Genomic DNA, 25441 nt, shown 5'->3' on the forward strand with positions numbered 1-25441 from the left:
TATAGACGTCTAAACATCCATTTTATTAAATGCTTTTGCGAAGGAATATTTTGTCATGAGTTACCATCATGCCCAGCAACTAGGCTCTTTGAACCAAAGTTTGGCTGACATATCGGGCGACATTAATGTGTCATTCGAATTTTTCCCGCCGAAAAGCGAACAAATGGAAAAAACATTGTGGGCCAGTGTGGAGCGGTTAGCCCCCCTCAAGCCTAAGTTTATGTCGGTGACATATGGCGCCGGTGGCGGTGAGCGCGACCGTACGCATGAAATCGTGAAACGTATTCAAAATGATACCGGTGTAGCCGCAGCGCCGCATTTAACCTGTATTGATGCATCGCGTGATGAGCTAGCCCAAATTGCAGACGACTATTGGGATAGCGGCATTCGTAATATTGTTGCCCTGCGCGGTGATTTGCCTGAAGGCAATCCTGAGCGCCCTGATATGTACGCATGTGATTTGGTAGAGTTGCTGAAAAAGCGTCACGATTTTGATATTTCGGTAGCCGCTTACCCAGAAGTACATCCTGAAGCGAAGAGCGCTCAGTCTGATTTAATTAATTTGAAGAAAAAAGTGGATGCGGGAGCGAATCGCGCCATCACTCAGTTCTTTTTTGATGTGGAAAGCTACTTACGCTTCCGTGACCGCTGTGTCACAGCCGGTATTGACGTTGAAATTGTACCGGGCATTTTACCGGTGACTAACTTTGTGCAGTTGCGCCGTTTTGCGGGCATGACGAATGTGGGTATTCCGCAATGGATGCACAAAATGTATGACGGCCTTGATGAAGACCAAGGCACCCGTAATTTGCTAGCTGCGTCTATCGCCATTGATATGGTTAAAGTATTGAACAAAGAAGGCGTGAAAGATTTTCATTTCTACACCTTAAATCGTGCTGATTTGTCGTATGCAATTTGTCATACACTGGGTGTGCGTGGGTAAAACGTCTGCATAATAGTGAATTCTGAAAAAGCCGCGTAGATTTACGCGGCTTTTTCTTTGGCTTGCAGGTTGAAGGCATGACCTTCATGATGAGCATGGAGCCTATTGCAATAGGAATAGAGTACATATGGAATCAGGATGGAGCGGCAATACCGACTTAATATGGGGCAGCTATTTCTTGGCTCTCTGTGGTTTTTTAGTGGTCATGAATTGGCGTGTTCCTGTTTTGCGCAATCTTGCTTTGGTCAATGTGGCGGTTGAATTTACCAGCTGGCAATTGATCTCGGCGCTTGAAGCGCTTCCCATTCAGTCGAGCATGTATTACTGGTTCTTATTAGCATGTGCGGTGAACTTGATTAAAGCGCTCATCATCCTAGTATTTATCAGTTTTGATATTGAATATCTGCGTAAAACGACCATTCGTCTACTGGTTATTTTCGTCGCTCTGGCGTTGATTTATGTGGTGAGATTTATTGATCAGTTTGTGGTTGGTGCGGGTCTTGAAGATAGCCGTGTTCAAGCGGGCTATTCAATTGTTATTCCTGCATTGCAAGGTCTTGCACTCATTACATTGGTCGCACCGGCGATCAACCGCTTTGTGGTGTTGGTGAGAACGAAGAGGTCGCGCCATGCAGCGCAACCCCTGATTCGACGTTAACCGGTATTTCGCATTCCTGCGGCAATACCTGCCATGGTCACCATCAGTGCCAATTCTAGGTCAGAATTGTCAGTCTGTTCACTGGCGCGGATCCGTTTCAACAATTCCGCTTGTAGGCGATGTAAAGGTTCCATGTAAGGAGCGCGCAGCATAATTGACTCACGGCTCCATTGCTCCTTGTCCATCAAGCTATCATCGTGCGTCAACGCCAATACGGTATCGATATCGGATGATAATTGCTCGCGTAGTTGTTGCCCCAAAGGACGAAGCTCGTCTGGAACCAATACTTCGTCGTAGTATTCGGACAGGCTTTGATCGGCCTTGAGGAATACCATTTCGAGCATCAGCATACGGGTGTTGAAGAATGGCCAGTCGGTGAACATTTCATCCATGATTGCACCACGGTCGTTCTCCATAGCCACTTTCAGCGCTTGGCCTGCACCTAGCCATGCGGGCAATACCAAGCGGTTTTGCGACCAAGCGAAAATCCACGGAATTGCGCGCAGGCTTTCAACTCCTCCCCCCACTTTCCGTTTCGCTGGGCGACTGCCCAACGGCAACTTACCAAGCTCTTGCTCAGGCGTTGCAGCACGGAAGTAAGGCACGAAGTCAGGGTTGCCGCGCACAACATCGCGGTAGGCCTTACACGACTCTTCAGCCAGTTCTGCCATCACATCACGCCAGCTATCTTTGGGCGTTGGCGGTGGTAGCAACATGCCTTCAAGCACGGCGCTTGAATAGATAGCTAAGCTGCGCACTGCCAACTCGGGTAAACCAAACTTAAAGCGAATCATTTCGCCTTGTTCTGTCACTCGCAACCCGCCTTTCAGTGATCCTGGAGGTTGCGACAAAATTGCGGTGTGAGCTGGTCCGCCCCCGCGACCGATTGTGCCACCACGTCCGTGGAACAAGGTGAGACGAACATCTTCTTTGTCGGCAAGTTCCACTAAACTTTCTTGAGCTGAGTATTGAGCCCAGGCGGCTGCCATTACGCCTGCATCTTTGGCGGAATCTGAATACCCGATCATCACTTCTTGTTTGCCATTGATGAAACCACGATACCAGTCAATTGAGAATAAACGGGTCATGCAATCCAGAGCACCGCTTAAGTCATCGAGTGTTTCAAACAATGGGGCAACAGGCATCGCCCACTTTACGCCAGCTTCGCGCAGCAATAATCGAACGGCCAATACGTCTGATGGATTACTTGCCATGGAAATGATGTAGGTGCCAAGCGTGTCCGGATCGGTTTCGGCAATCACTGCACAGGTGTCGAGCACTTCTTGCACTTCTGCGCTGGGTTGCCAATCGCGAGGAATAAGCGGTCGTTTACTTGTGAGTTCAGTTAAGAGGAAGGACTGTTTGTCTTCTTCGCTCCACTGCATGTAGTCACCTAAACCTAAATGGCGTGTGACTTCCCCGAACACTTCAGCATGACGTTCACCATCTTGGCGGATGTCGAGGCTCAACAAATGAATGCCAAAACAGTGAATTCGGCGAATAGTGCGTAACAACAAGTCGTTTGCGATTGACGCCATACCGCAATCAATCAATGACTCAAAGCAGGTTTGTAAGGGGGTGAGCAAATCTGCTTTGGTATTGATGAGGCCTGGTTGTTCAAGCGCGGCTAAGTTGCCTGATAAAGCACGGAACAATGCGTTGCGAGTGGCTTTCATCCGATCGCGTAATGATTTTAAAATCTCACGATAGGGTTCTTGGCATTCTCCGACCAAAGCACGAACGTGGCTATTGCACTCGTTCATCGACAGCTCTGCGGCCAATGAATTGAGATCAGACACATATAAATCGGCGGCTTTCCAGCGGCCGAGCATCAATACTTCACGCGTAATTTTGGCAGTGACGAACGGGTTGCCGTCACGGTCGCCGCCCATCCAAGATGCAAACTTAACTGGTCTGGCATCAACAGGAAGTGAAATACCTAATTGTTCGCGGAGTAAACCGTCGAGTTGTTCAAGATAATCGGGGATGGCTTCCCACAACGACGTTTCGACGACCGCAAAGCCTGATTTGGCTTCATCAACCGGAGTTGGTCGCTGGGTGCGAATCTCGTTGGTATGCCAAGCTTGGCTAATCAGTGACGACAAGCGCTTGTGCGTGCTGGCTTTTTGACTGTTGGATAAATGAGGGTGTTCCAGCTCTTCCAAGCAATCGGCCACTTCAATGTATTTATGAATGAGCGTACGGCGGCTCACTTCAGTTGGATGTGCTGTAAGCACTAATTCAACGGACATATCATTGATAGCGTCTGCAATCGTTTCTGGATTGACATCCTGCTCTCGCAATCGGGCAATTAAATCTTCAAACGGATGAGGTTTGTCGATGTCTTGATGGCCTGAGCGCGAAATAGTGTGATATTGCTCTGCGATATTGGCAAACGTTAAAAAGTGATTGAAAGATCGGGCTACGCCCATCAATTCATCATCAGAAAGATCGCGAAGTGTGGCTTCTAAATCTTGATGCGCTTCTTTATCGCCGGCTCGTGTCGCCTTAGAAAGAGTGCGAATATGTTCAACTTTGTTGAACAATTCCTCGCCAAGGTCTTGGCGAATGACCGTTCCCAATTGGCTGCCGAGCTTACGGACGTTAGCGCGCAGCGTTTCATACTGTTCCATGAATATCAGTACCTTTATATGAGCTAGCAAATTTATGGCCGGATACTATGTCCGGAACTATTCGTCTGTGTTGCTGACAAAGATCAATGCATAAGCAGCGAATGAGTTAGAGTTGTAGCAACTCTCGCCATTTGATTGTATCAATATATCCAGTTGGCTCAATCAGATTATCAATTGTCATTGTAATCAAGCTGAATTCACCCGCTGGTAAGTAAACTTTACATCTTGTTTATTGGAATTTTCAAATATTAATGCATATTTGTTGCATAACCATGCATCAAAAGATAATGTGTAACCCTTATTTTTAAAGTGGCATTTTTGTCGCTTTTTACGGCCCTATTTTCGGAATTATTATGACTCAAAACATTCGTTGTGCAGTGATCGGAGCAAGCGGTTACACCGGCGTTGAATTGGCTGCTCTCATCGCACGTCATCCTCAAATGTCGCTTGGCGGCGTATATGTGTCAGAAGCAAGTCTTGATGCGAATAAACCTTTGAGTCAGTTGCACGGTCGTTTTTTAGGGTTACTTGATACGCCTCTGACGCCATTGTCGGAAGAAGCGTTTGCAGCCATTGGTACATCGCATGATGTTGTGTTCTTGGCGACAGAACACCAAGTTTCAACACAGCTTGCACCAAAACTGTTGGCACAGGGTTTAGTCGTGATGGATCTGTCTGGCGGTTTTCGTTTTGCGGATGCTGACATTTACCCACAATATTACGGCTTTGATCATGCTGAGCCTGAATTGTTGAAAAAAGCAGTGTATGGATTAGCTGAATGGAATGCCGAGTCGATTAAAACCGCCAATTTAGTTGCCGTCCCCGGTTGTTATCCAACTGCCACATTAAGTGCATTGAAGCCACTCAAAGAAGCTGGGTTGTTAGATACTCAGCAATATCCTGTGGTCAATGCGGTCTCTGGGGTGACGGGTGCAGGTCGCAAAGCGAGTATGGTGAATAGCTTCTGTGAAGTGAGCCTTCACCCTTATGGTATTTTAGGCCACCGCCATCAGCCAGAAATTGGCACGCACTTGGGGCAAGACGTAATTTTTACGCCACACTTGGGCAACTTCCCTCGCGGTATCGTATCGACGGTGACGGTCAAGCTCGCCAGTGACGTCACTCAAGCACAAGTGACCGAGGCTTACCAAAACGCTTATGCCGGCAGCAAATGCGTTCGTTTATACGATGAAATGGCAGGACAATCTCCAAGCATTAAGAACGTCGTGGGTACGAGCCATTGCGACTTGGGTTGGAAAGTCGACGAAACCAGCGGTCACGCAGTACTTGTTGCTGCCATAGATAACTTGCTTAAAGGAGCCGCGGGTCAAGCGATTCAATGCGCCAATTTAAGATTCGGTCTGATTGATTTCCCACTGGAGGCGGCATCATGAGTTTGGTTGTTATCAAACTTGGTGGCGCAGTAATGGAGCAGGCAGAGCCTGCTCTAAACCTTTTTAGAGCCGTTGCGCAAATGCAAGAGAAAGGCTTTAAGGTGGTGCTGGTTCATGGGGGGGGAATTTTTGTTGAGCAACAGATGCAAGCGCAAAACGTCGTGAGCGACAAGCTCAATGGTTTACGTGTGACCCCTGATGAGCATATGCCGATTGTAGTCGGAGCATTGGCCGGTTATGCCAATAAGTTGTTGGTGTCTTATGCCAAGCAAAGCGGCGTGAATGCGGCGGGCATCAGTCTGGCCGATGGTGGTTTAACAACGGCAACAGAAGTGTCTTCTGAACTTGGTGCTGTGGGTATATGTAAAGCCAACTCTGCCGCATTGGTGATGGCTCTGACTGATGCTAACATTGTGCCGGTTGTTTCCTCTATCGCGATGTCAGAAACGGGTCGTTTATTAAATGTAAACGCGGATGATGCCGCAACAGTCATAGCGCAGTTGCTCCAAGCTGATTTGGTGCTACTATCCGATGTCGATGGCGTGTTAGACGGAAACCGTCAGCTCATTCCTGAGTTGGATGAGAAAAAAATCGAGCAATTAGTCGTCGACGGTGTGATCACCGACGGCATGATCCCTAAAACACGTGCAGCGTTGGCAACAGCTCGTTCGTTGCAACGTCCTATCGCAGTTGCAAACTGGCGTTATCCTGAGCGTTTGGCCGATTTATTGGCAGGCGCACCAGTGGGAACACGCATTTTGCCTTAGGCCCTGCAGATAAGGGCAAAATATTCGAGACAGCTTATGAATTTTGAACACTTGTTGAGCGTGAAAGATTTGGAGAAATCCACCCTCAAAGCGCTAATCGCTCAAGCGATTGATTTGAAGAAAAACCCTCAGAAATACCAGCAAGCATTGGCTGGTAAAAGCATCGCGATGATTTTTGAAAAACCATCGCTGCGTACCCGAGTTAGCTTTGATGTGGGTATTCAAAAAATGGGTGGTCATGCTGTTTATCTCGATCAGCAAAATGGTGCTTTCGGTAAACGTGAAAGCGTTAAAGACTTTGCACAAAATCTATCATGCTGGGTCGACGGTATTGTAGCCCGCGTATTTAGCCAACAATCTCTGATTGAACTTGCGGAATACGGCTCTGTACCTGTGGTGAATGCACTGTCAGACTTGTATCATCCATGCCAAGCATTGGCTGATTTTCAAGCTTTGACCGAGCAGTTTGGTGACGTGCAAGGCCGCACTTTAGCTTACGTTGGTGATGGCAATAATGTGACTCACTCGTTGATGCTCACAGCTGCTATTCTCGGCGTAAACATGGTGATTGTGACACCGCCAGGTCACGGTGTTGATGGCCAAGTGGTCGTTGATAGTCAGAAGCTATGTGAAAAATCTGGCGCAACACTCACCATCAGTAATGACGTTTCTGCGCTAAAAGGTGTAGATGCGATCTATGCTGATACATGGATTTCAATGGGCGATGAAACCCCATTTGAACGTATTGCAGAAAAATTCATGCCTTATCAAGTGAATCGCCAAATGATGACAGATAGTGGCGCGCAATATTTTATGCATTGCCAACCGGCGCATCGCGAAGAAGAAGTGACCGCAGATGTATTGGATGGTGATCAATCAATTATTTTACAACAAGCTGAAAACCGCATGCATGCTCAAAATGCCGTGTTGTTAGCTTTGTTGAAGTAAAAAACAGTTTGTAGTGGAGCCCGATTAAAATGACAAAACAAATTAAAAAAGTAGTACTTGCTTACTCCGGTGGATTGGACACATCAGCGATTGTTCCATGGTTGAAAGAAACCTATCCAGGCTGTGAAGTTGTGGCTTTCTGTGCAGATGTAGGGCAAGGCGAAGAAGAGCTTAAAGGTGTTGAGGAAAAAGCCCTCGCATCAGGTGCGACTGAATGTCATGTGGTTGACTTAAAAGAAGAGTTTGCTGCTGATTACATCTACCCAACACTCAAAACTGGCGCAATTTACGAAGGCACTTACTTGTTAGGTACTTCTATGGCACGTCCTGTGATTGCAAAAGCACACGTTGAAGTAGCCCGTAAAGTAGGCGCTGATGCGGTATGTCACGGCTGCACCGGTAAAGGAAACGACCAAATTCGTTTTGAAGGTTGTTTTGCTGCACTTGCACCTGACTTAACTGTGATTGCACCGTGGCGTGAGTGGGAAATGGAATCTCGCGAAGATTTATTAGCCTACTTGGCTGAGCGCGACATTCCTTGTAGCGCGAGCTTAACCAAAATTTATAGTCGTGATGCAAATGCATGGCACATTTCAACAGAAGGCGGCGAGTTGGAAGAAACTTGGAACCAACCTTCTGATCAAGTCTGGACTTGGACTAAGTCTCCAGAAGACGCGCCAAATGAAGCTGAGCTAGTGACTTTAACCGTCAAAAACGGCGAAGTGACTGAGCTCAATGGTCAAGCTCTCAGCCCATATCAAATGATTATTAAGCTCAATGAAATTGCGGGTGAGCATGGTGTGGGTCGTATCGACATCGTTGAAAACCGTTTAGTGGGTATGAAGTCACGCGGCTGTTATGAAACACCGGGCGGAACAGTCATTGTTGCTGCTCTAGAAGCCATTCGTGAATTGGTACTCGACAAGCGTTCTCGTGAGTGGTTGCACACCGTAGGTGAGCAATTTGCACACCTGGTATACGACGGACGCTGGTTCACGCCGCTGAAAGACTCTTTGTTGGGCGCGGCTGAAGGCTTTACTGCTGAGATGAACGGTGATGTTGTTCTGAAACTTTACAAAGGTTCTGTCACTGCGACTCAAAAGCGTTCGCCAAACAGCCTTTATTCAGAAGAGTTTGCAACCTTTGGTGCTGATGACGTCTACGACCAAAAACACGCTGAAGGCTTTATTCGTCTTTACACCTTATCAAGCCGTATTCAAGCGCTTAAAGCGCAGGAGAAGTAATCATGGCTTTGTGGGGGGGACGTTTTTCGCAAGCGAGCGATGCAAGGTTTAAAGCTTTCAATGATTCTTTGCCGTTTGATTACCGTTTGGCAGAACAAGATATTGTAGGGTCCGTCGCGTGGTCGATGGCGCTGCATCGTACCGGTGTTCTGACACAAGTAGAACAGCAACAACTTCAAGCAGCATTGGAAGAATTGCTGGTTGAAGTACAACAAGATCCAGACCAAATTCTACAATCGGATGCGGAAGATATTCACTCTTGGGTGGAAGGTAAACTGATTGGAAAAGTGGGTGATTTAGGTAAAAAATTGCACACTGGCCGGAGCCGTAACGACCAAGTCGCCACTGACCTGAAATTGTGGTGTAAAGAGCAAGGCGAAGAAATCTACGCAGCGCTGGTTAAGTTGCAAGAAGCATTAGTGACACTGGCAGGCCGCGAGCAAAGTACCGTTTTGCCGGGCTACACGCATTTACAGCGCGCTCAGCCTCTGACATTTGGTCATTGGTGTTTGGCCTATGTCGAGATGTTTGATCGTGATATTGGACGTATCAAAGATGCGATGCATCGCCTTGATACGTGTCCGTTAGGTTCAGGGGCATTGGCGGGAACAGCGTATCCAATCGACCGTAACGAATTAGCCACATCACTGGGATTTCGAGCGGCGACGCTCAACAGTCTCGATGCGGTGTCTGATCGCGACCACGTGTTAGAAATGATTTTTGCTGCAAGTACTTCGATGTTGCACTTAAGCCGCATGGCTGAAGATTTGATCTTCTACAACTCCGGAGAAGCTGGCTTTATCGAATTGGATGATGCTGTGACTTCTGGTTCTTCTCTGATGCCTCAGAAAAAGAACCCAGACGCACTTGAACTCATTCGCGGTAAAACAGGGCGTGTTGTGGCCTCATTGACAGGCTTGATGGTTACCATCAAGGCACTGCCAATGGCTTACAACAAAGATATGCAAGAAGATAAAGAAGGCTTATTCGACGCTGTTGATACGTGGTTGGCATGTTTAGACATGGCGGCACTTTGCCTAAAAGATCTGAAGGTAAACCAAGACGCAACGTTAGAAGCTGCCAAGCAAGGTTACTCAAATGCGACAGAGCTTGCTGATTACTTGGTTGCCAAAGGGTTACCGTTCCGTGAAGCTCATCATGTGGTGGGTGAAGTAGTGGTCAATGCGATTGCGCAAAAGCGTGCCCTTGAAGAGTTTGAACTTGCTGATTTACAAAAATATAGCCCGTTGATTGAACAAGATGTGTTTGAACACCTTACAATCGAAGCGTGTTTGGCCAAACGTGAAGTTCTAGGTGGCACCTCCAGAGCGAGTGTTGAATCAGCCTTAAATGGCAAGTCAGAATATGAGATTCAACAAGGCCAGGCCCTAGGTGGTACTTCGGTGGGGCAAGTGGGGTACGCGTTAGGCCAAGTGCAACAGCGTTTGAATGCTCAAAAAGCGGAAGTTTTAAGTGTACGTTCGGCTCGTTTGTCAGACATGGATGACATTGATGCCATCGTGACTCACTGGGCCCGTGAGGGCGAAACTTTACCGCGTAGCCGCGATGATTTGCTTCGCAGTATCTTAGATTTTGCGGTCGCAGAAATTGACAATGACGTGGTGGGTTGTGCTTCGCTGTATATCTATGGAACCGGCCTTGCCGAAATCCGTAGTTTAGGCGTGAATCACGACAAGCATGGCCAAGGCCAGGGAAAAGCATTGGTGCAATTTATGTTGCAACGCGCCAAAGAGCTTGAGCTGAAGCGCTTGATTGTTCTGACACGTGTACCAGACTTTTTTGAGAAGCTTGGGTTTGGATACACCAGCAAAGACCAACTACCTGAAAAAGTCATGAAGGACTGCGATATTTGTCCGAAGAAGCATGCCTGCGATGAAGTCGCTATGGAATACTTCCTGTAAATATGACCTTCCTAGCAGGCTAAAGTTATTAGCCTGCTGACTCTTCCTTCAAAATTTCATACCATCTTCATACCCCAACCTAATCGGTGTATCGAATGCGTAAGATCATAAACCAGCCATTCCCTGTATTGAGCGGTGTTGATCCCACAATCCGTCGGCGTGTGATTCGCTTGGCGGCCTCTCGCATCGTGTACTGGAAAGATCCCTACATCGCAGGTCATTGGTTCGTCTCTGGTCTGGTGATGCTCATGCTATGCTCGGTATTAACAACCCTATCAGCGCTGAATTTTGTCACTTGGTTTGGCCTTTTTGTTCTACCTTGGTCTGTCATTGTGGACATGATGTTGGTACCACATTACGCCGAAAAAATTGAGCCGCTGCTGGCCGATGCGCTTAAAGATGTCGCGCACTTTAATGTCATTGACTAAATTCGCATGCTAGGCTCATAAGAGTCTGTTTAAGGTAAATAATGCAAGGACGCTTGAGTGAAAGAATCTCCTTTTAATAAACCCCGCGTGTGGTGGCTTGTCGGCATGTTATTGCTGGCAGTTTATGCCTGTTACGTGCTGGTGACTCCTTATTTAGAGCCCATTATATTAGCTATTCTTTTTGGCTTAATGATGGTTCCGATGAACGTTTGGTTAACCCGTAAACTTGGCGATAGCCCTAACCTGGCTGCGGTTCTGAGCTGCATCATCGTTACATTTGTCATATTACTCCCAGCCTTTGGCGTGGTTGCTGCGATCATTCAACAAGGCATTTCATACACCATTGATCTGAAAAGTTGGGTTGATAGCGGGGGGATTGAAACAGTTCTGAGTCATCCTTGGGTGAGTATTATCAAAGCTAAATTGGCCGTGATCCTGCCGGATGATTTACTTGAGAATGACAATATCCGCACGCAAATTATGTCTGTTGCAACCAACGCTGGAAAAGGCTTTGTTGGCGTATCTACCGGCGTGTTGGGCAGCATTACTCACTTTGTGGTTCAGATGTTATTGATGTTGTTCGTGCTGTTTTTTGTGCTTCGTGATCACGACAAATTGGTGGACTTTGTTCGGCATGCTTTACCGCTCTCTCGATCTCAAGAAGATGCTTTGATTGATGAGATTCAAGCGGTTTCTAAATCTGCACTGTTAGGCACAGTGCTGACGGCTTTAACGCAGGGCGCAATTGGGGGATTTGCTATGTGGCTGGCAGGCTTTCCCGGCCTGTTCTGGGGGACGATGATGGCATTCGCTTCGTTGATCCCTGTGGTGGGCACTGCGCTTATATGGTTGCCTGCCGCTATATTCTTACTCATCGACGGTGATACCGGCTGGGGCATCTTTCTCATTGTTTGGGGCGTTGTTGTAGTAGGAAGCATCGACAACTTTGTGCGTCCTATGTTCATGCAAGGCGCAGGCTCAATGAATACCGTTGTGATTTTCTTCTCGTTACTGGGCGGGCTGCATGTCTTCGGCTTGATGGGGTTGTTGTACGGGCCGCTTATTTTCGCCATCACCTTGGTGCTATTTCACCTCTATGAAACAGAGTGTAAGCACTTTTTAGACCGTCAGGACAACACATAGCGGCGATCAAAGGGGAAACAAAAAAGGCGGCTATAGCCGCCTTTTTTAGTTCTGATACAGCCTATGTTACTTCAACACGCCTGCAATTCCAGTACAGAGAGCATCCATATTGGCTAATGTCATGCCGGCGACACTAATACGACCAGAACCTACAATATAAACTGCGTAGTCTTCACGCAATTTAGTCACTTGATCAGGCGTTAAACCTGAGAACGAAAACATACCGTTTTGGCGTTCAATGAAGCTAAAGTCACCTTCGACACCTTTGTCTGCCAATGTGGCGACGAACAGGCCACGCATCTTGTGGATGCGAACTCGCATTTCTGCCACTTCAGCAACCCATTGGGTGTACAGGTCATCGTTGCCCAAAATAGTGCTGACCACTTTAGCACCGTGAGCTGGCGGGTTTGAATACATGCTGCGAATGCCGACTTTAACTTGACTGAATGCGCTATCGGCTACGTCACTTGATTTTGCAACCAAGGTAAATGCACCCGTACGTTCATTATACAAACCAAAGTTTTTAGAGAACGAAGATGCAATCAGTAATTCGTCGTGATTTTGCAAGAAGGTGCGAAGGCCTTGGGCATCTTCTTCAATGCCTACAGCAAAGCCTTGGTATGCAAAGTCGAACAACGGCAACCAACCTTGAGTGGCAGACATGTCAGCCAAAATCTTCCACTGTTCGCTTGTTGGGTCAATGCCCGTTGGGTTGTGGCAGCAGCCGTGGAATAACACCAAGTCGCCTGCTTCAGCGGACTTGAGTGATTCAACCATTGCATCAAAGTCTAAATCTTTGGTTTCAGCATTGTAATAAGTGTACTGGGCCACTTCTAAGCCTGCCGCTTTGAATACAGCGCCGTGGTTCGCCCACGTTGGGTTGCTGACCCAAATCTTAGTGCGATTCAGATGAGACACTGCAAAGTCGGCTGCAATACGAAGAGCGCCTGTTCCACCCGGCGCTTGCGCTGTACGTGCACGGTTGTTGGCAATAATTGCACTATCTGCACCGAATAATAACTTTTGTACGTGCGCGCCATATTCTGGCAAACCTTGAATACCAAGGTAAGACTTTGTTTTTTCGCTTTCGAGCAACAGAGCCTCGGCACGTTTTACCGATGCAAGAATAGGTGTTGTTCCTGCTTCATCTTTATAAACGCCAACACCTAAATTAATTTTGGTGCTGCGCGCGTCTGCAGAAAATGCATCTGTAAGACCTAAAATTGGGTCTGCGGGGGCAAGGGGGACCGATTCAAACATAGCGGTTTATTACTCCTTTTGAGTAAGGGAAGGGGTGACATCAGGGCGTTAATAAAACAACCGATTTATACCATTAAGAGGCGGCTTCTCGAAAGCAGAAACTGCATATATATTCAGCTTTTTCTTAATCTGCACGATGACAAGATTTTTAATAGTTAATATGTTAAAAAAGTACTGATAATAATCGGTATGGTTGATGAGTATGAATTTAAGAGATTTAGAATATTTAAGTGCGTTGTATGACGAGCGCCACTTTCGAAAAGCGGCTGAGCGCTGCTTTGTGAGTCAGCCCACATTGAGTGGCCAGATTCGTAAATTGGAAGATGAATTAAATATAACCCTCATTGAGAGAGATACCCGTAATGTCATGTTTACCAGTGCAGGCGAATCGATTGTTAATCGCGCTCGGCGAGTGCTCGATGAAGTAAAGTCCCTTAAAGATACGGCGCAGTCATTTCGGGATCCGATGTCGGGAGATTTGCGTGTGGGGCTGATCCCAACCGTTGCTCCGTACTTACTACCAAAAATGATGCCTGCGCTATTTAGTGAATGCCCCAATATCAAATGGCAGCTCGAAGAGCAGCAAACTAATGTGCTACTCAATCAACTTAAAGAAGGACAAATTGATGCGCTTATTTTAGCCTGGCTGCCTGAAATGGAGGGCCTTGGTCATATCTCTTTGTATGATGAGCCTTTGTACCTAGCCTCGGCTTCAGGTCATGAGTTGATGTCTCGCGATTGCGTTGAATTAGACGAACTTGATGGACAAATGGTGCTAATGCTTGAGGATGGTCACTGCCTTCGTGATCAGGCCATGGGTTATTGCTTTAGTGCAGGGGCGAAAGAAGACGGAACCTTCCGCGCAACGAGTCTTGAAACCTTGCGCCATATGGTTGCAACTGGACGAGGTGTCACCTTGATGCCATATTTAGCGATAGAACAAAACACGCAAGCCAGTGACATGTTGTCTTATAGGCCGTTCAGTGATCCTCAGCCGGCTCGCGAGATTGCTTTGGTGTATCGCAGAGGTACGAGCCGGATAAGAACACTTCAGGCAATTGCTAATGTCATTAAGCAAAGTGTGACCATGCCGACAGCTTGATTGCTCCTTACTTGCAATGTGAGCGAAGTCAGGCGATACAAGTAGGGTACTGAAAGCGAGGAAACGCTATGATTACTCAGGGTGAAAAGCGCAACTTTATCCGCATGGCAGTTGATGCCGAAGTAACAATAAAACGTTTGAATGGCAGCGGCCTTTTAGTGGGACGCTGTATTAATTTAAGTGCAACAGGCTTGCTGGCCGAAGTCACCGAAAGACTCTCGGTGGGTGAATCCGTGGAGCTGTTTATTGCGTCGACCAGTGAAGGCGTGCGACCATTAGAAGCAAGCGCGACTGTGCAGCGAGTTGAAGCGAATGACACAGATATGTATGAAATTGGGTTAGTGATCACCAACTACATTTAGCGCGCTAAATATAATTGGAGAGGTCGAGGCCAAAGGTCTCGGCTTTCTCCGCACTAATAATTGAGTCATTGGCAGTGGCGTGTGCGAGATTCAGAAACTCCACTTTTATGTGGCGGTTGTGCTTTGCGCTGTAGATTAGTTTCACGATAGGTTTGGTTGGCATCTTTTCGTTGAGTTCTGAAACAATGCCTAGACGGCCACTTTTCAATTGCACCAACGTCCCCATTGGATAAACGTGCACACATCGAATAAATGAGTCCACCAGATCGCTGTCGAGCTTTTCTGGCGTCATGCTTCTGATAATGCTCAGTGCCGCGGTTGGAAGCATTGCCTTTTTATAAACCCGCTCTCCGGTCAGTGCATCAAAAATATCAACAATACTTGCCATTCTTCCGTAAGGGCTGATGTCAGCGCTGGTTAAATGGTGAGGATAGCCTGCACCATTGAGTTGTTCATGATGCTGTATCATCACTTGCACTGTGATATCTGGTAGCTTCACATCACTTTCAGTAATAATTGATTGGCCGTGCAGTACATGCTGCTTGATGACTTGAAATTCTTCAGAGGTTAGCCGTGCAGGTTTGTTGAGTATTGCTTCGGGGATGCGTATTTTGCCAATGTCGTGCAATAACCCGCCCAATACCAAATCGCTAATTGTGCTTTCATCTAGGCGTAGAAAACGTCCAAATACACCTAGTAAGATCCCTACATTTAAACTGTGCTCTAACAAGTATTCATCTTTCTGACGAATACGGGTCATCATGGTTAACGCTTGTGGATTGCGAAAAACCGAGTCAATTAAGCCTTCACTGAGTTCCTTAAATGCAGACACATCAAGGTTATGACCTTGCTCCAAATCGTCGAATGAGCGCTTTTGAAGCTGTTTTGCCTGTGAATAAAGTACCTTGGCTTTGTCTATTTCTTGAGCCACTGATACGGGGTTGATCTGGTCGTAGCGCGTTTGCTGCTGATACGCACGCAACTGCGGTGCTTCTGGCTTTGAGGTGATGGTTCTTTCTGTATCAATATTCAACCGAAGAACGCCGCGCTCGGTGAGCTGTTGTATGCTCGATTCCGAACTTGCCCATCCTGGTTTTTTCAGCTTGAAATTGTCTGTACATTCCACAATTTCGGTAATGTACATGCCAACTTCTAATTCTGAAATGGATATTGTTTTTATCATACGCAATTAGTGTGGTTCTGCTCGCTTACATAAAAGTTGCCGGTTAAAACAGCTCATCATCATCGGTTACTGGCGTATCTGCGTTTGCATCAGTAAATGGATCGACTGTTGTGCGAGGGGGTTCAGAATATTGGGTTGGCTCTGTGCCTGCGACAAAAAACTCAAATCGAGAGTTGTTGCCGATCTGTTGAGATAATTTTCCACTCGAACGATCTATGCGTACACTGACAATATTGTCTGGCGCTGTAAAGGGCTGAACAGGAATATCCTTCAATGCAACTTCCATAAATTTGATCCAAGCAGGCAAAGCTGTTTTGGCTCCGAACTCGGTACCGATGATCTGTTCTTTATTTAGGTTGTTGTTGTACTTTGTTGAGCCCAACTTGCGCTTATGGTCATCAAACCCAATCCATGAAGTCGCAACAATTGAGGGCTGGAAACCACTAAACCAAGCGTCTTTGGCGTCATTTGTTGTGCCTGTTTTTCCTGCTATATCATGGCGCTTCAAAGCACGAGCAGCACGCCAGCCGGTGCCATTCCAGCCTGTACCTGCGGACCAGTTACCACCACCCCAGATCGCGCTGTTCATGGCCTGAGTCACCAAAAATGTGTTCGGTGTTGGAATGACATGAGGTGCTCGATTGGCTTCATCCACAGGGTATGCAGGGCAAAGCGCGAACAAGTCGGCGGGCTCATCAACGAGTGCATCCAACTCTTCTTGAGCAGAAACTCGTTCTTCATCGATTTTTTCGCACTCAGGGCAAGCCACAAGAGGTTGGTGATGGAAGATTCGATTACCGTGCTGATCTTCCACTTCTTCGATCAGATGATTTTTTACTTGGTAACCACCGTTGGCAATCATCGAAAAGGCGTTTACTACTTCCATTGGAGTAAAGCTTGCAGAACCCAATGCCAGTGATTCATTGGGAGGAATATCACTCAATGGAAATCCAAATTTCGCCAAATGCTGGCGGACCTTCTCAATACCCACACTGCGAAGCAACCGCACAGACATGACATTTTTCGATTGGGCTAAGCCCAAACGTAAACGCGTGTCACCATCATAGGTGTTGGGAGAATTTTTAGGGCGCCAGGTGACACCCGCAGAAGCGTCCCAATGACTGATAGGAGCGTCAGCAATGAGACTGGCCAGCGTGTAATTTTGAGCAAATGCGGAGGAATAAATGAATGGCTTAATATTCGAACCCATTTGGCGTTTGGCTTGGAACGCACGGTTAAACTGGCTTAGATTAAAACTAAAACCACCGACTAACGCCTGAATTGCACCGTCTTTAGGATCCATTGCGATCAGTGCTGCCGAGGCTTCTGGAAGCTGGGACAACAAGTATTCACCTGATTCGGGAGCAGGCTGAACCATTACCACATCACCGGGTTGAAGTATTTCACCAGCAGTTTTAGGGGCTGGGCCTTGCTTGTCGTCACTAATAAAAGCGCGTGCCCATTTCATGCCATCCCAATTGATGGACGAAAGTTGCCCGGTTTTCAATGCGATGGTGGCGCTCTGTTCGCCGACTTCCTGAACCATTGCAGGGCTCAGAGATTGGTATGACTTAAATTTTTTGAGATATTTTTTGGTTTGAGCCGTATCCCAAGGTGGCGACGGCATTTGTAAAGTGACATTGTCTTCTTCACCCATCAACCAAGGGTTGGCAATGGCTCCTCGATAGCCGTGGCGTTGATCGTAATCCAACAAATTTTGCACAACTGCGTGAATAGCGGCTTGCTGAAGTGTGGAATCGACCGTGGTGTGAACCCTATATCCTTGTGTATAAGCGGCCTCTTCTCCGTATTTTTCAACCATGAATTGGCGCACCATTTCGGCCACGTAAGGCGCGTTCATTTCAACCGCAGGGCCATGATACTTGCCTTGCAACGGAGCAACGGAGGCTTCATCAAATTGCGCTTGAGTGATTGCATTGACAGCAAGCATCCGTGACAAAACAACATTGCGACGCTCAGTTGCGCGTTCGATAGAGTGAATAGGATTCAGTACTGACGGCGCTTTAGGTAAGCCAGCGATCACGGCTATTTCAGGCAAGGTGAGTTCATCCACTGTTTTCCCGAAATAGACTTCGGCAGCTGCCCCCACACCATGAGCGCGGTATCCCAAGGGGATTTTGTTGACGTATAACTCTAGAATTTGATCTTTAGTAAGTAACTGCTCGATACGCCAAGCAAGTAAAATTTCGCGTATCTTGCGGCGGAAAGTTTTATCTCGGGTAAGGTAAAAGTTACGTGCCACCTGCATGGTAATCGTACTTGCACCCTGTCTGCGCTCTCCGGTGGTGACGAGCGATACAAATGCACGCGCAACGCCAATCACGTCGATGCCTGGGTGTTCATAAAATCGAGCGTCTTCGACGGCAAGGAAGGCATCAACCATTTGTTGAGGCACTTGCTCAATTGCTAAGGGGATTCGACGCTTCTCACCAAATTGCGACATCAGCTTACCGTCGCGGCTGTAGACGAGCATTGGCGTTTGAAGTTGAACGTCCTTGAGGGTCGTTACATCAGGAAGATCTCGACTGAAAAACACCGCAACGCCAGCAACAAACATAGTGCCGAGTACGCCAAGGGTTAAAGAAATAGTGATAAGCCAACGAACAAATTTCACAGTTTTGAATCGCTTACGGTAAGGCAAAAGCCATGCTGAATGAGACGCTGAGTATAATGAACTTAAGCGATAAATTACACAAAATAGCGAGGCAGATTAGAACTTGCCGCAAAAGTCCTTGTTTTTTAGCGGTAGTATCACATTATAATCGACCAATAACGTATTGGTAACATTGGAAGTAGTAGCACTTATGCTCGATCGATTGTGGAAACGGATGACTCCCCCGCTGATAGGGCTTGATATCGGCTCTCATTCAGCCAAGGCAGTCATACTTCACCGTGACGGTCAAACGCTCGTTGTTGATGCTGTGGCAACAGTGCCTATTCCTGTCGGTGCGGTTATTGAACACGAAATTCATGATTTTGAAGCCGTGGGTAACGCGCTCAAACCCTTGTTGCTGAAATTTGGCAAAAAGAATAACTTGGTGGCCGCCGCAGTTGCTGGTTCGTCAGTGATCACCAAAATCATCTTCGTCGATGCCGGTGGCAGCGATGCAGATCTCGAAGCACAAATCCAAATTGAAGCCGATCACCTGATTCCATTTCCCTTAGAAGAGGTCAGTCTCGATTTTGAAGTCATGGGCCCCAATGCCACAGATCCAACACGGACTGATATTTTACTCAGTGCTTGCAGAAGTGAGCACGTGGAGTCGAGAATCGCGGCCTTAGAAACCGCAGGCTACACACCCAAGGTGATGGATATTGAAGCGTTTGCGTTAACACGTTCGCTATCGCTCATGCAAAACCAATTACCCGAAGCGTTAGAAGACAAAATCGTTGCAATGGTTGATATTGGCGCGAACATGATGCTGGTTACAATTGTGCGCAATGGCGAAACGATCTACAACCGCGAACAACCTTTTGGTGGTGAGCAATTTAACCAAGCCGTGACGAGTTACTACGGCATGGATGGCGAAACCGTTGAGCAGGCTAAGTTAAACAATACATTGCCCGCCAATTATGATTTTGAAGTGTTAGCTCCCTTTCAAACGCAGTTGGTGCAACAGGTACGTAGAAACTTGCAAATTTTTTCCACTTCTAGTGGCTTTAATCAAATTGATTACCTGTTGTTATCTGGCGGCTGCGCAGCGCTGCCTGGCACGATAGAAATTCTTCGGGAAGAACTTTCAGTTCACGCAATTTTAGCGAACCCATTTGTCGACATGCAGTTTGGATCAGAGGTAGACGCTGATAAACTCAAAGACGCGGCTCAGCAGTATGCATTAGCATGTGGTTTGGCGTTGCGAAGTGAGAGTGCGTTATGACCTCAATTAACCTACTGCCTTGGCGTGAAGAGTTTCGGCAAAAGCAACGCCAAGAATACCTTTCTATTTTACTAGTAGCCTCGGTGGCTGCGGTGTTATTGATGTTAGCGGTGTCATCGTTTTACGGCAGTAAGATTCAAACTCAGCAAGACCGTAATACATACCTGCGCCAAGAAAGCGCTATCCTCGACCAGAAAATCCAACAATTAAACGACCTAAAGCGTCAAAAGCAAGACTTGGAGCAGCGCCTGCAGTTGGTACAAGAGCTTCAGCAAAGCCGTAATTTAGTGACTCAACTTTACAATGTGATGGCAGAAATTGTGCCACCAGGCGTGTATTTAACTCATATCGAGAAATCCGACCGAGAGCTTAAAATTGAAGGGGTCAGCGAATCGAACAACCGCTTAGCAGCGTTAGTTCGAAATATTGATGGGGTGGATTGGCTCGATGAACCGAGTATTCAAACCATCACCATGGATGATATTCGTCCCAAATTATTAAGCCGGTTTGTGATGACGGTACAAATCGTTGAAGCGCCATTGGAAAGCTCTGAGAGTGTGCAAGGAATGGCAAATGCAAATTGATTGGAAAGCAGAATTAGAGCAGCTCAAGCAAGTTGACTTAGACCTCGACAACATGGGGTCTTGGCCAAGACTCGTCAAAGCGGCCTTTGCGAGCATGGTCGCGGCGTTTGCTGCTTTTCTTGTGTATTACTTTGTGATTAGCGATCAGCTGACCGAACTTGAAGCCGAGCGCAATACAGAAGTAGAGCTTCGCCAAGCCTATGAAGTGAAGTTTGGTATTGCGGTCAATGTAGAAGTGTATCGCGAACAACTTAAGGCCATTGAACAACAATTCCAGTCAATGCTTAAGCAGTTGCCCACGCGGCACGAAACGGCCGCTTTGCTAGATGACATGACATTCATTGGAACTGCCAATGGTTTGCGGTTTGATAAGCTTGAATGGCAACCCGAACGCGAGCAAGAAATCTATATTGAGTTACCCATGGAACTCGAAGTGGTAGGGCAATATCATCAGCTTGGCCAGTTCGTGAGCGATGTGGCGGGTCTATCTCGAATTATTAGTTTACATGACTTTCAACTCAAGGCAGTTGAAGATGAAGAGGACATGCTGTCGATGCATGTTCAGGCGCGCACTTACCGCTACAAGGAGTCTGAAAAGTGATAAGACTTTTGGTCGTCGTGCTAAGTGTATGCATGTTATTTGGCTGCGGTGATGACTTAGCAGAGGTGAAGTCATTTGTTCAGCAAGTTCAAGACTCTCGACGCCCTCGGCCTGAACCACTGCCTGAAATTCCCGCTTTTAGTCACGTGCCTTACGTAGCGAAGGCCGTTAGAAGTCCATTTGCTGAACCTGATGCACAGTTGATTGAGGTGCAGGTAGCTGAGCGCAAAGATTGCCTCACACCACAAGCTAAACGCGCAAGACATCCTCTTGAGTCGTATGCAATTGATGACTTGACGATGCGCGGTACACTCGGGCAAGAAAACGAATTATATGCGCTCATTGAAGCTCAAGTTGGAAAGTTGTATCGCGTCAACGTAGGCGATTACCTTGGCTTATTTCATGGCCGAATCACTCATATTTCGCCCCGCCAAATTACCTTAGTGGAATTGGTGCCGGAGGGTGATGGGTGTTGGTCTGAACGTATCAGTAACCTTGAATTAAAAACAGGTTAAACCTCATTTGGGAAGGGAGTAGTAGCACGTGTTGATGAAATGGAGATGGCGCACTTTGCTGGTTCAATTGTGCTGGTTGCCGCTTATTGCAATGGCTAATCCGCAGTTGATAGACGTGCGCTATAACAGCTTAGACGATCAACAATTTGCCTTAGAGTTGGTTTTTGACCAACCCTTCTTGCCGCCATCGACAACAGTGGCGAACTTACCAGAGCAAGTGATTCTCAAGTTTCCTGAAGCGAACTCGGCCATGGCGTTAAGTAGCATTCCTGTGTCTAGCTCAGGCGTGCAACGCGTTAATTTGTTCCAAACCAATGAAGGACTTGCTGTGCATACGTTGGTCGATCGCCTCCGTCCTTATCAAGGTTCGCTTCAAGGGAATAGCTATATTCTTACCTTGGGTGCAGCCGAATCCAATACCAAGAAAGACAGCGGAGCCTATTTAAATCGTATTAGCTCAATCGATTTTCGTCGCGCAGGAGATGAAGGGGGCGAGCTATTGGTCTTCATGGATAATAGCGCCATGGCGGCTGATGTGGGACAAGATGGTAATCGCATTACGCTGTCATTTTTTGACGTCGCCATTGGTGATGCCATGATTGCCTTACTGGACGTGAGCGATTTTGGCACTTTGGTGCAATCGGTTGATGTTACGCGCGACAAACGTCGTGTCATGATGAACCTTGCAATGAATGATTCGTTTAGCTTCACTCATGAACAGATTGATAATTTATTTTCGTTAAAAGTAGTGCCTAAATCTGGCCAACAAATAGCACTAGAGCAACAATACACAGGCAAAGCAATCTCGCTTAACTTCCAAGATATTCCTGTACGTACAGTGCTGCAAATCATTGCTGACTATAACGGTTTTAACTTGGTGACGACGGATTCGGTCAATGGCAATATTACGCTTCGGTTAGACGGTGTTCCGTGGGATCAAGCGTTAGATATGATCCTAAAAATCAGAGGGTTGGGTAAACGAATGGAAGGCAATATCTTATTGGTTGCCCCCGCTGAAGAGCTGGCCATTCGAGAAGCGCAAGAGTTACGAGCGCAGCAAGAAGTTGAAAAACTTGCGCCGCTGTTTGCTGAATACGTGCAAATTAATTATGCCAAAGCTGACACCATTGCCTCTTTGCTTAAAAATGAAGAAGCGAACATGTTGTCTGAGCGTGGCTCTGTCACCGTAGATGAGCGCACCAACACGATATTGGTGCGAGATACTGCAGTGCAGCTTGAAGAGGTGCGTAGACTGGTTGCTGTGCTCGACAGACCGGTAAAGCAAGTATTGATTGAGTCGCGTGTGGTGAATGTGCGAGATAACGTGTCTGAAGAACTGGGTATTCGCTGGGGCGTTACCAATACCTTTAATGATGGTTCGACATCGGGCAGTCTCGAAGGTGCAGAATCTGCCAATCAGGGGCAAGTTCCGTCTGTGGGTGACCGATTGAATGTTGATCTACCCGTGGCCAATGCCGCAGGGTCGATTGCTTTTCAGGTGGCTAAATTGGCCGATGGCACAATTATCGACCTCGAATTGTCGGCCTTGGAAATCGAGAACAAAGGCGAGGTGGTTGCAAGTCCTCGGATTACCACTGCGAACCAAAAACCGGCATACATTGAACAGGGGGTTGAAATCCCTTATGAGGAATCAACATCCAGTGGTGCAACCAACATCGAGTTTAAAAAAGCGGTGTTGAGTCTACGCGTGACGCCTCATATTACGCCAGACAATCGCATCATTTTAGATTTGGTGATTACGCAAGATAGCCAAGGTGAAGAAGTACCCACCTCAGCAGGCGGTCGAGCGGTTGCTATCGATAAACAAGAAATTGGTACTCAAGTTCTTGTGGATAATGGTGAGACGGTAGTTTTAGGTGGAATTTACCAACAATCGATCACCCATTCTGTCAGCAAAGTCCCTATTCTAGGGGACTTGCCAGCAATCGGTTGGATGTTTAGAAACACTAAAGATTCGAACGAAAAGCGTGAATTGCTTATCTTTGTGACACCAAGAATCATAACTGATGGTCTCTGATTCTTTACTTTCGGGCAAAAAAAACATATAAACATCGGTCGGATTTGCTGCTAGCTACAACTAGCGCAAATTTGATTGAAAATATTAGCCCCCAAAACGGGACTAATATTGCATATTCGAGTCTCTAATTTCTTAAAGACGTTAGCGGAAGAAGCTTTCTGTTGCTTCCTGGTATTACCCGTAAAAACGCAATGGCTGAAAAACGTAACATTTTTCTTGTTGGCCCTATGGGAGCTGGCAAAAGTACAATTGGTCGTCAATTGGCTCAAGAGTTACATCTTGAGTTTTTCGATTCTGATCAAGAAATCGAGCGCCGCACAGGTGCGGATATCTCGTGGGTTTTTGATATAGAAGGCGAAGACGGCTTTCGAACACGTGAAGAACAGGTCATCAATGATTTGACTGATATGCAAGGCATTGTTCTGGCGACTGGCGGAGGCTCAATTAAGAGCCGCGAAAACCGTAATCGTTTGTCTGCGCGTGGCATTGTTGTTTATTTGGAAACTTCCATTGATAAACAATTTGCCCGTACGCAACGCGATAAGCGTCGTCCATTGTTAGCAAACGCTGATGATCCACGTGATGTTCTTGAACAATTGGCTGATGAACGCAATGAGCTTTACTCCGAAATCGCAGACGTGGTCGTGAAGACTGACGACCAAAGTGCGAAAGTCGTAGCAAGCCAGATTATTAGACAACTTAACCTCTAAAGCGCAGGGAGCGACTTATGGAGCAAGTCACAGTTGACTTAGCCGACAGAAGCTATCCAATTTCGATTGGAGAAGGTCTGCTGGGCGATATTAAATATTTCGCACCTCACATTCGAGGTCAGCGAATTTTAATTGTGACCAACGAGACCATTGCTCCGCTCTACCTAGAGTCGCTAAAAACCACGTTGTCTGACTATCAAGTCGATGACGTGATTTTGCCTGACGGAGAGCAGTTCAAGACGCTTGAGCATCTCAACAGTATTTTTTCTGTGTTGCTTGAAAAGCGTCATGGACGCGACACGACCTTGATTGCTCTCGGTGGTGGTGTAGTCGGTGATATGACCGGCTTTGCTGCTGCGTGTTATCAACGTGGCGTGGACTTTATTCAGATTCCAACGACCTTGCTTGCTCAGGTTGATTCATCTGTGGGTGGTAAAACCGCAGTGAATCACCCTATGGGCAAAAATATGATTGGTGCTTTTTATCAGCCGCAGGCGGTGGTGATCGACACTTTGTGTTTGAACACTTTACCTCAGCGAGAGCTGGCCGCAGGTATGGCTGAAGTCATCAAGTACGGAATCATTGAAGATGAAGCATTTTTCGTTTGGCTTGAGGCGCATATTGAGCCATTGATGACGCTCGATCTTCAGCTCATGGCTGAAGCCGTAAAGACGTGTTGTCAAATCAAAGCCGACGTTGTCGCCGCAGACGAAAAAGAGCACGGTAAGCGTGCGCTATTGAATCTGGGGCATACTTTTGGTCATGCCATTGAGGCAGAGCAAGGTTATGGCAACTGGCTCCATGGAGAAGCCGTAGGGGCTGGCATGGTGATGGCTGCCAAAACATCGTTGTTAGAAGCGATGATTAGCGAGCAAGATTATCAACGCATGGTTGATTTAATCGAAGCGGCTTCGCTACCTACGACTAAACCTGAAGATATGGACTTTGATGCCTTCATGAAGCACATGATGCGTGACAAAAAAGTTCAACATGGTAACTTGCGTTTAATACTACCTGAGGGTATCGGACGCGCGGGCATTTACCAGTCAGTTTCTGAGTCTGTTCTTTCTCGGGTGATTGATTCTTAGTCAACTGTAGGACTTAAAA

Annotated in this window: 22 protein-coding genes; 18 read left to right on the forward strand and 4 right to left on the reverse strand. The window is 46.9% G+C overall.

Annotated elements, in window-relative coordinates:
- The first annotated feature begins 55 nt into the window (after window positions 1–55).
- Window positions 56–943 (forward strand): methylenetetrahydrofolate reductase, encoded by an 888-nt coding sequence (gene metF, locus NAF29_RS01395; RefSeq protein ID WP_251259695.1) that lies wholly within the window; start codon window positions 56–58, stop codon window positions 941–943.
- 127 nt (window positions 944–1070) lie between these two features.
- Complete coding sequence (locus tag NAF29_RS01400; RefSeq protein ID WP_251259696.1) at window positions 1071–1601, forward strand: hypothetical protein; 531 nt, start codon at window positions 1071–1073, stop codon at window positions 1599–1601.
- On the opposite strand, the gene ppc is transcribed toward NAF29_RS01400, so the two are convergent.
- Window positions 1598–4234, reverse strand: coding sequence for a phosphoenolpyruvate carboxylase (gene ppc, locus NAF29_RS01405; protein WP_251259697.1), 2637 nt, complete (start codon window positions 4232–4234; stop codon window positions 1598–1600). The two genes, NAF29_RS01400 and ppc, sit on opposite strands and share 4 nt — an antisense overlap.
- A gap of 353 nt (window positions 4235–4587) precedes the next feature.
- On the opposite strand from ppc, the gene argC reads away from it, so the two are divergent.
- The 7 genes from argC to NAF29_RS01440 all read left to right on the forward strand — a co-directional run bounded on the left by argC (window position 4588) and on the right by NAF29_RS01440 (window position 12080).
- Entirely contained in the window at window positions 4588–5628 is a 1041-nt protein-coding gene (gene argC, locus NAF29_RS01410; protein WP_251259698.1) for an N-acetyl-gamma-glutamyl-phosphate reductase, read from the forward strand.
- Window positions 5625–6395 carry an acetylglutamate kinase gene (gene argB / locus NAF29_RS01415; RefSeq protein WP_251259699.1) on the forward strand — a complete coding sequence of 257 codons (771 nt, stop codon included), beginning with the start codon at window positions 5625–5627 and terminating at the stop codon, window positions 6393–6395. Before argC ends, argB begins: the two co-directional genes overlap by 4 nt.
- A gap of 36 nt (window positions 6396–6431) precedes the next feature.
- Window positions 6432–7343, forward strand: a complete 912-nt coding sequence (locus tag NAF29_RS01420) for an ornithine carbamoyltransferase (RefSeq protein ID WP_251259700.1) — start codon at window positions 6432–6434, stop codon at window positions 7341–7343.
- 29 nt (window positions 7344–7372) lie between these two features.
- Entirely contained in the window at window positions 7373–8587 is a 1215-nt protein-coding gene (locus tag NAF29_RS01425; RefSeq protein WP_251259701.1) for an argininosuccinate synthase, read from the forward strand.
- Between the two features lie 2 nt (window positions 8588–8589).
- On the forward strand, window positions 8590–10509 hold the full coding sequence (gene argH / locus NAF29_RS01430) for an argininosuccinate lyase (protein ID WP_251259702.1): 1920 nt from the start codon (window positions 8590–8592) through the stop codon (window positions 10507–10509).
- A gap of 95 nt (window positions 10510–10604) precedes the next feature.
- A complete protein-coding gene (locus NAF29_RS01435; RefSeq protein WP_251259703.1) occupies window positions 10605–10937 on the forward strand; it encodes a hypothetical protein in 333 nt (110 codons plus the stop codon).
- A gap of 57 nt (window positions 10938–10994) precedes the next feature.
- Window positions 10995–12080: an AI-2E family transporter gene (locus NAF29_RS01440; RefSeq protein ID WP_349665543.1), complete on the forward strand. Its 1086-nt coding sequence runs from the start codon at window positions 10995–10997 to the stop codon at window positions 12078–12080.
- Between the two features lie 66 nt (window positions 12081–12146).
- On the opposite strand, the gene NAF29_RS01445 is transcribed toward NAF29_RS01440, so the two are convergent.
- Complete coding sequence (locus tag NAF29_RS01445; protein ID WP_251259704.1) at window positions 12147–13340, reverse strand: amino acid aminotransferase; 1194 nt, start codon at window positions 13338–13340, stop codon at window positions 12147–12149.
- 196 nt (window positions 13341–13536) lie between these two features.
- Between NAF29_RS01445 and oxyR the strand changes: the two genes are divergently transcribed.
- Window positions 13537–14442, forward strand: a complete 906-nt coding sequence (gene oxyR, locus NAF29_RS01450; RefSeq protein ID WP_251259705.1) for a DNA-binding transcriptional regulator OxyR — start codon at window positions 13537–13539, stop codon at window positions 14440–14442.
- A gap of 68 nt (window positions 14443–14510) precedes the next feature.
- A complete protein-coding gene (locus tag NAF29_RS01455; protein ID WP_251259706.1) occupies window positions 14511–14804 on the forward strand; it encodes a PilZ domain-containing protein in 294 nt (97 codons plus the stop codon).
- Window positions 14805–14808: 4 nt separating this feature from the next.
- On the opposite strand, the gene NAF29_RS01460 is transcribed toward NAF29_RS01455, so the two are convergent.
- Both NAF29_RS01460 and NAF29_RS01465 read right to left on the reverse strand, forming a co-directional pair.
- Window positions 14809–15987 (reverse strand): cyclic di-GMP phosphodiesterase, encoded by a 1179-nt coding sequence (locus tag NAF29_RS01460; protein WP_285817532.1) that lies wholly within the window; start codon window positions 15985–15987, stop codon window positions 14809–14811.
- Between the two features lie 43 nt (window positions 15988–16030).
- On the reverse strand, window positions 16031–18622 hold the full coding sequence (locus NAF29_RS01465) for a penicillin-binding protein 1A (RefSeq protein ID WP_251259708.1): 2592 nt from the start codon (window positions 18620–18622) through the stop codon (window positions 16031–16033).
- A 190-nt stretch (window positions 18623–18812) separates the two neighbouring features.
- Here NAF29_RS01465 and NAF29_RS01470 point away from each other — a divergent pair, with 190 nt between their 5' ends.
- The 7 genes from NAF29_RS01470 (at window position 18813) to aroB (ending at window position 25422) form a co-directional block, all read left to right on the forward strand.
- Window positions 18813–19886, forward strand: a complete 1074-nt coding sequence (locus NAF29_RS01470) for a pilus assembly protein PilM (protein WP_251259709.1) — start codon at window positions 18813–18815, stop codon at window positions 19884–19886.
- On the forward strand, window positions 19883–20470 hold the full coding sequence (locus NAF29_RS01475) for a PilN domain-containing protein (RefSeq protein WP_251259710.1): 588 nt from the start codon (window positions 19883–19885) through the stop codon (window positions 20468–20470). Before NAF29_RS01470 ends, NAF29_RS01475 begins: the two co-directional genes overlap by 4 nt.
- Window positions 20460–21071 carry a type IV pilus inner membrane component PilO gene (locus tag NAF29_RS01480; protein ID WP_251259711.1) on the forward strand — a complete coding sequence of 204 codons (612 nt, stop codon included), beginning with the start codon at window positions 20460–20462 and terminating at the stop codon, window positions 21069–21071. Before NAF29_RS01475 ends, NAF29_RS01480 begins: the two co-directional genes overlap by 11 nt.
- A complete protein-coding gene (locus NAF29_RS01485; protein ID WP_251259712.1) occupies window positions 21068–21586 on the forward strand; it encodes a pilus assembly protein PilP in 519 nt (172 codons plus the stop codon). The genes NAF29_RS01480 and NAF29_RS01485 overlap by 4 nt, the downstream gene beginning before the upstream one ends.
- Window positions 21587–21620: 34 nt before the next feature.
- Entirely contained in the window at window positions 21621–23624 is a 2004-nt protein-coding gene (locus tag NAF29_RS01490) for a type IV pilus secretin PilQ (RefSeq protein ID WP_251259713.1), read from the forward strand.
- 191 nt (window positions 23625–23815) lie between these two features.
- Window positions 23816–24334 (forward strand): shikimate kinase AroK, encoded by a 519-nt coding sequence (gene aroK / locus NAF29_RS01495; protein ID WP_251259714.1) that lies wholly within the window; start codon window positions 23816–23818, stop codon window positions 24332–24334.
- 17 nt (window positions 24335–24351) lie between these two features.
- Window positions 24352–25422 carry a 3-dehydroquinate synthase gene (gene aroB, locus NAF29_RS01500; RefSeq protein ID WP_251259715.1) on the forward strand — a complete coding sequence of 357 codons (1071 nt, stop codon included), beginning with the start codon at window positions 24352–24354 and terminating at the stop codon, window positions 25420–25422.
- The last annotated feature ends 19 nt before the right edge of the window (window positions 25423–25441 follow it).

The organism is Echinimonas agarilytica (assembly GCF_023703465.1).
Lineage (GTDB): Bacteria > Pseudomonadota > Gammaproteobacteria > Enterobacterales > Neiellaceae > Echinimonas > Echinimonas agarilytica.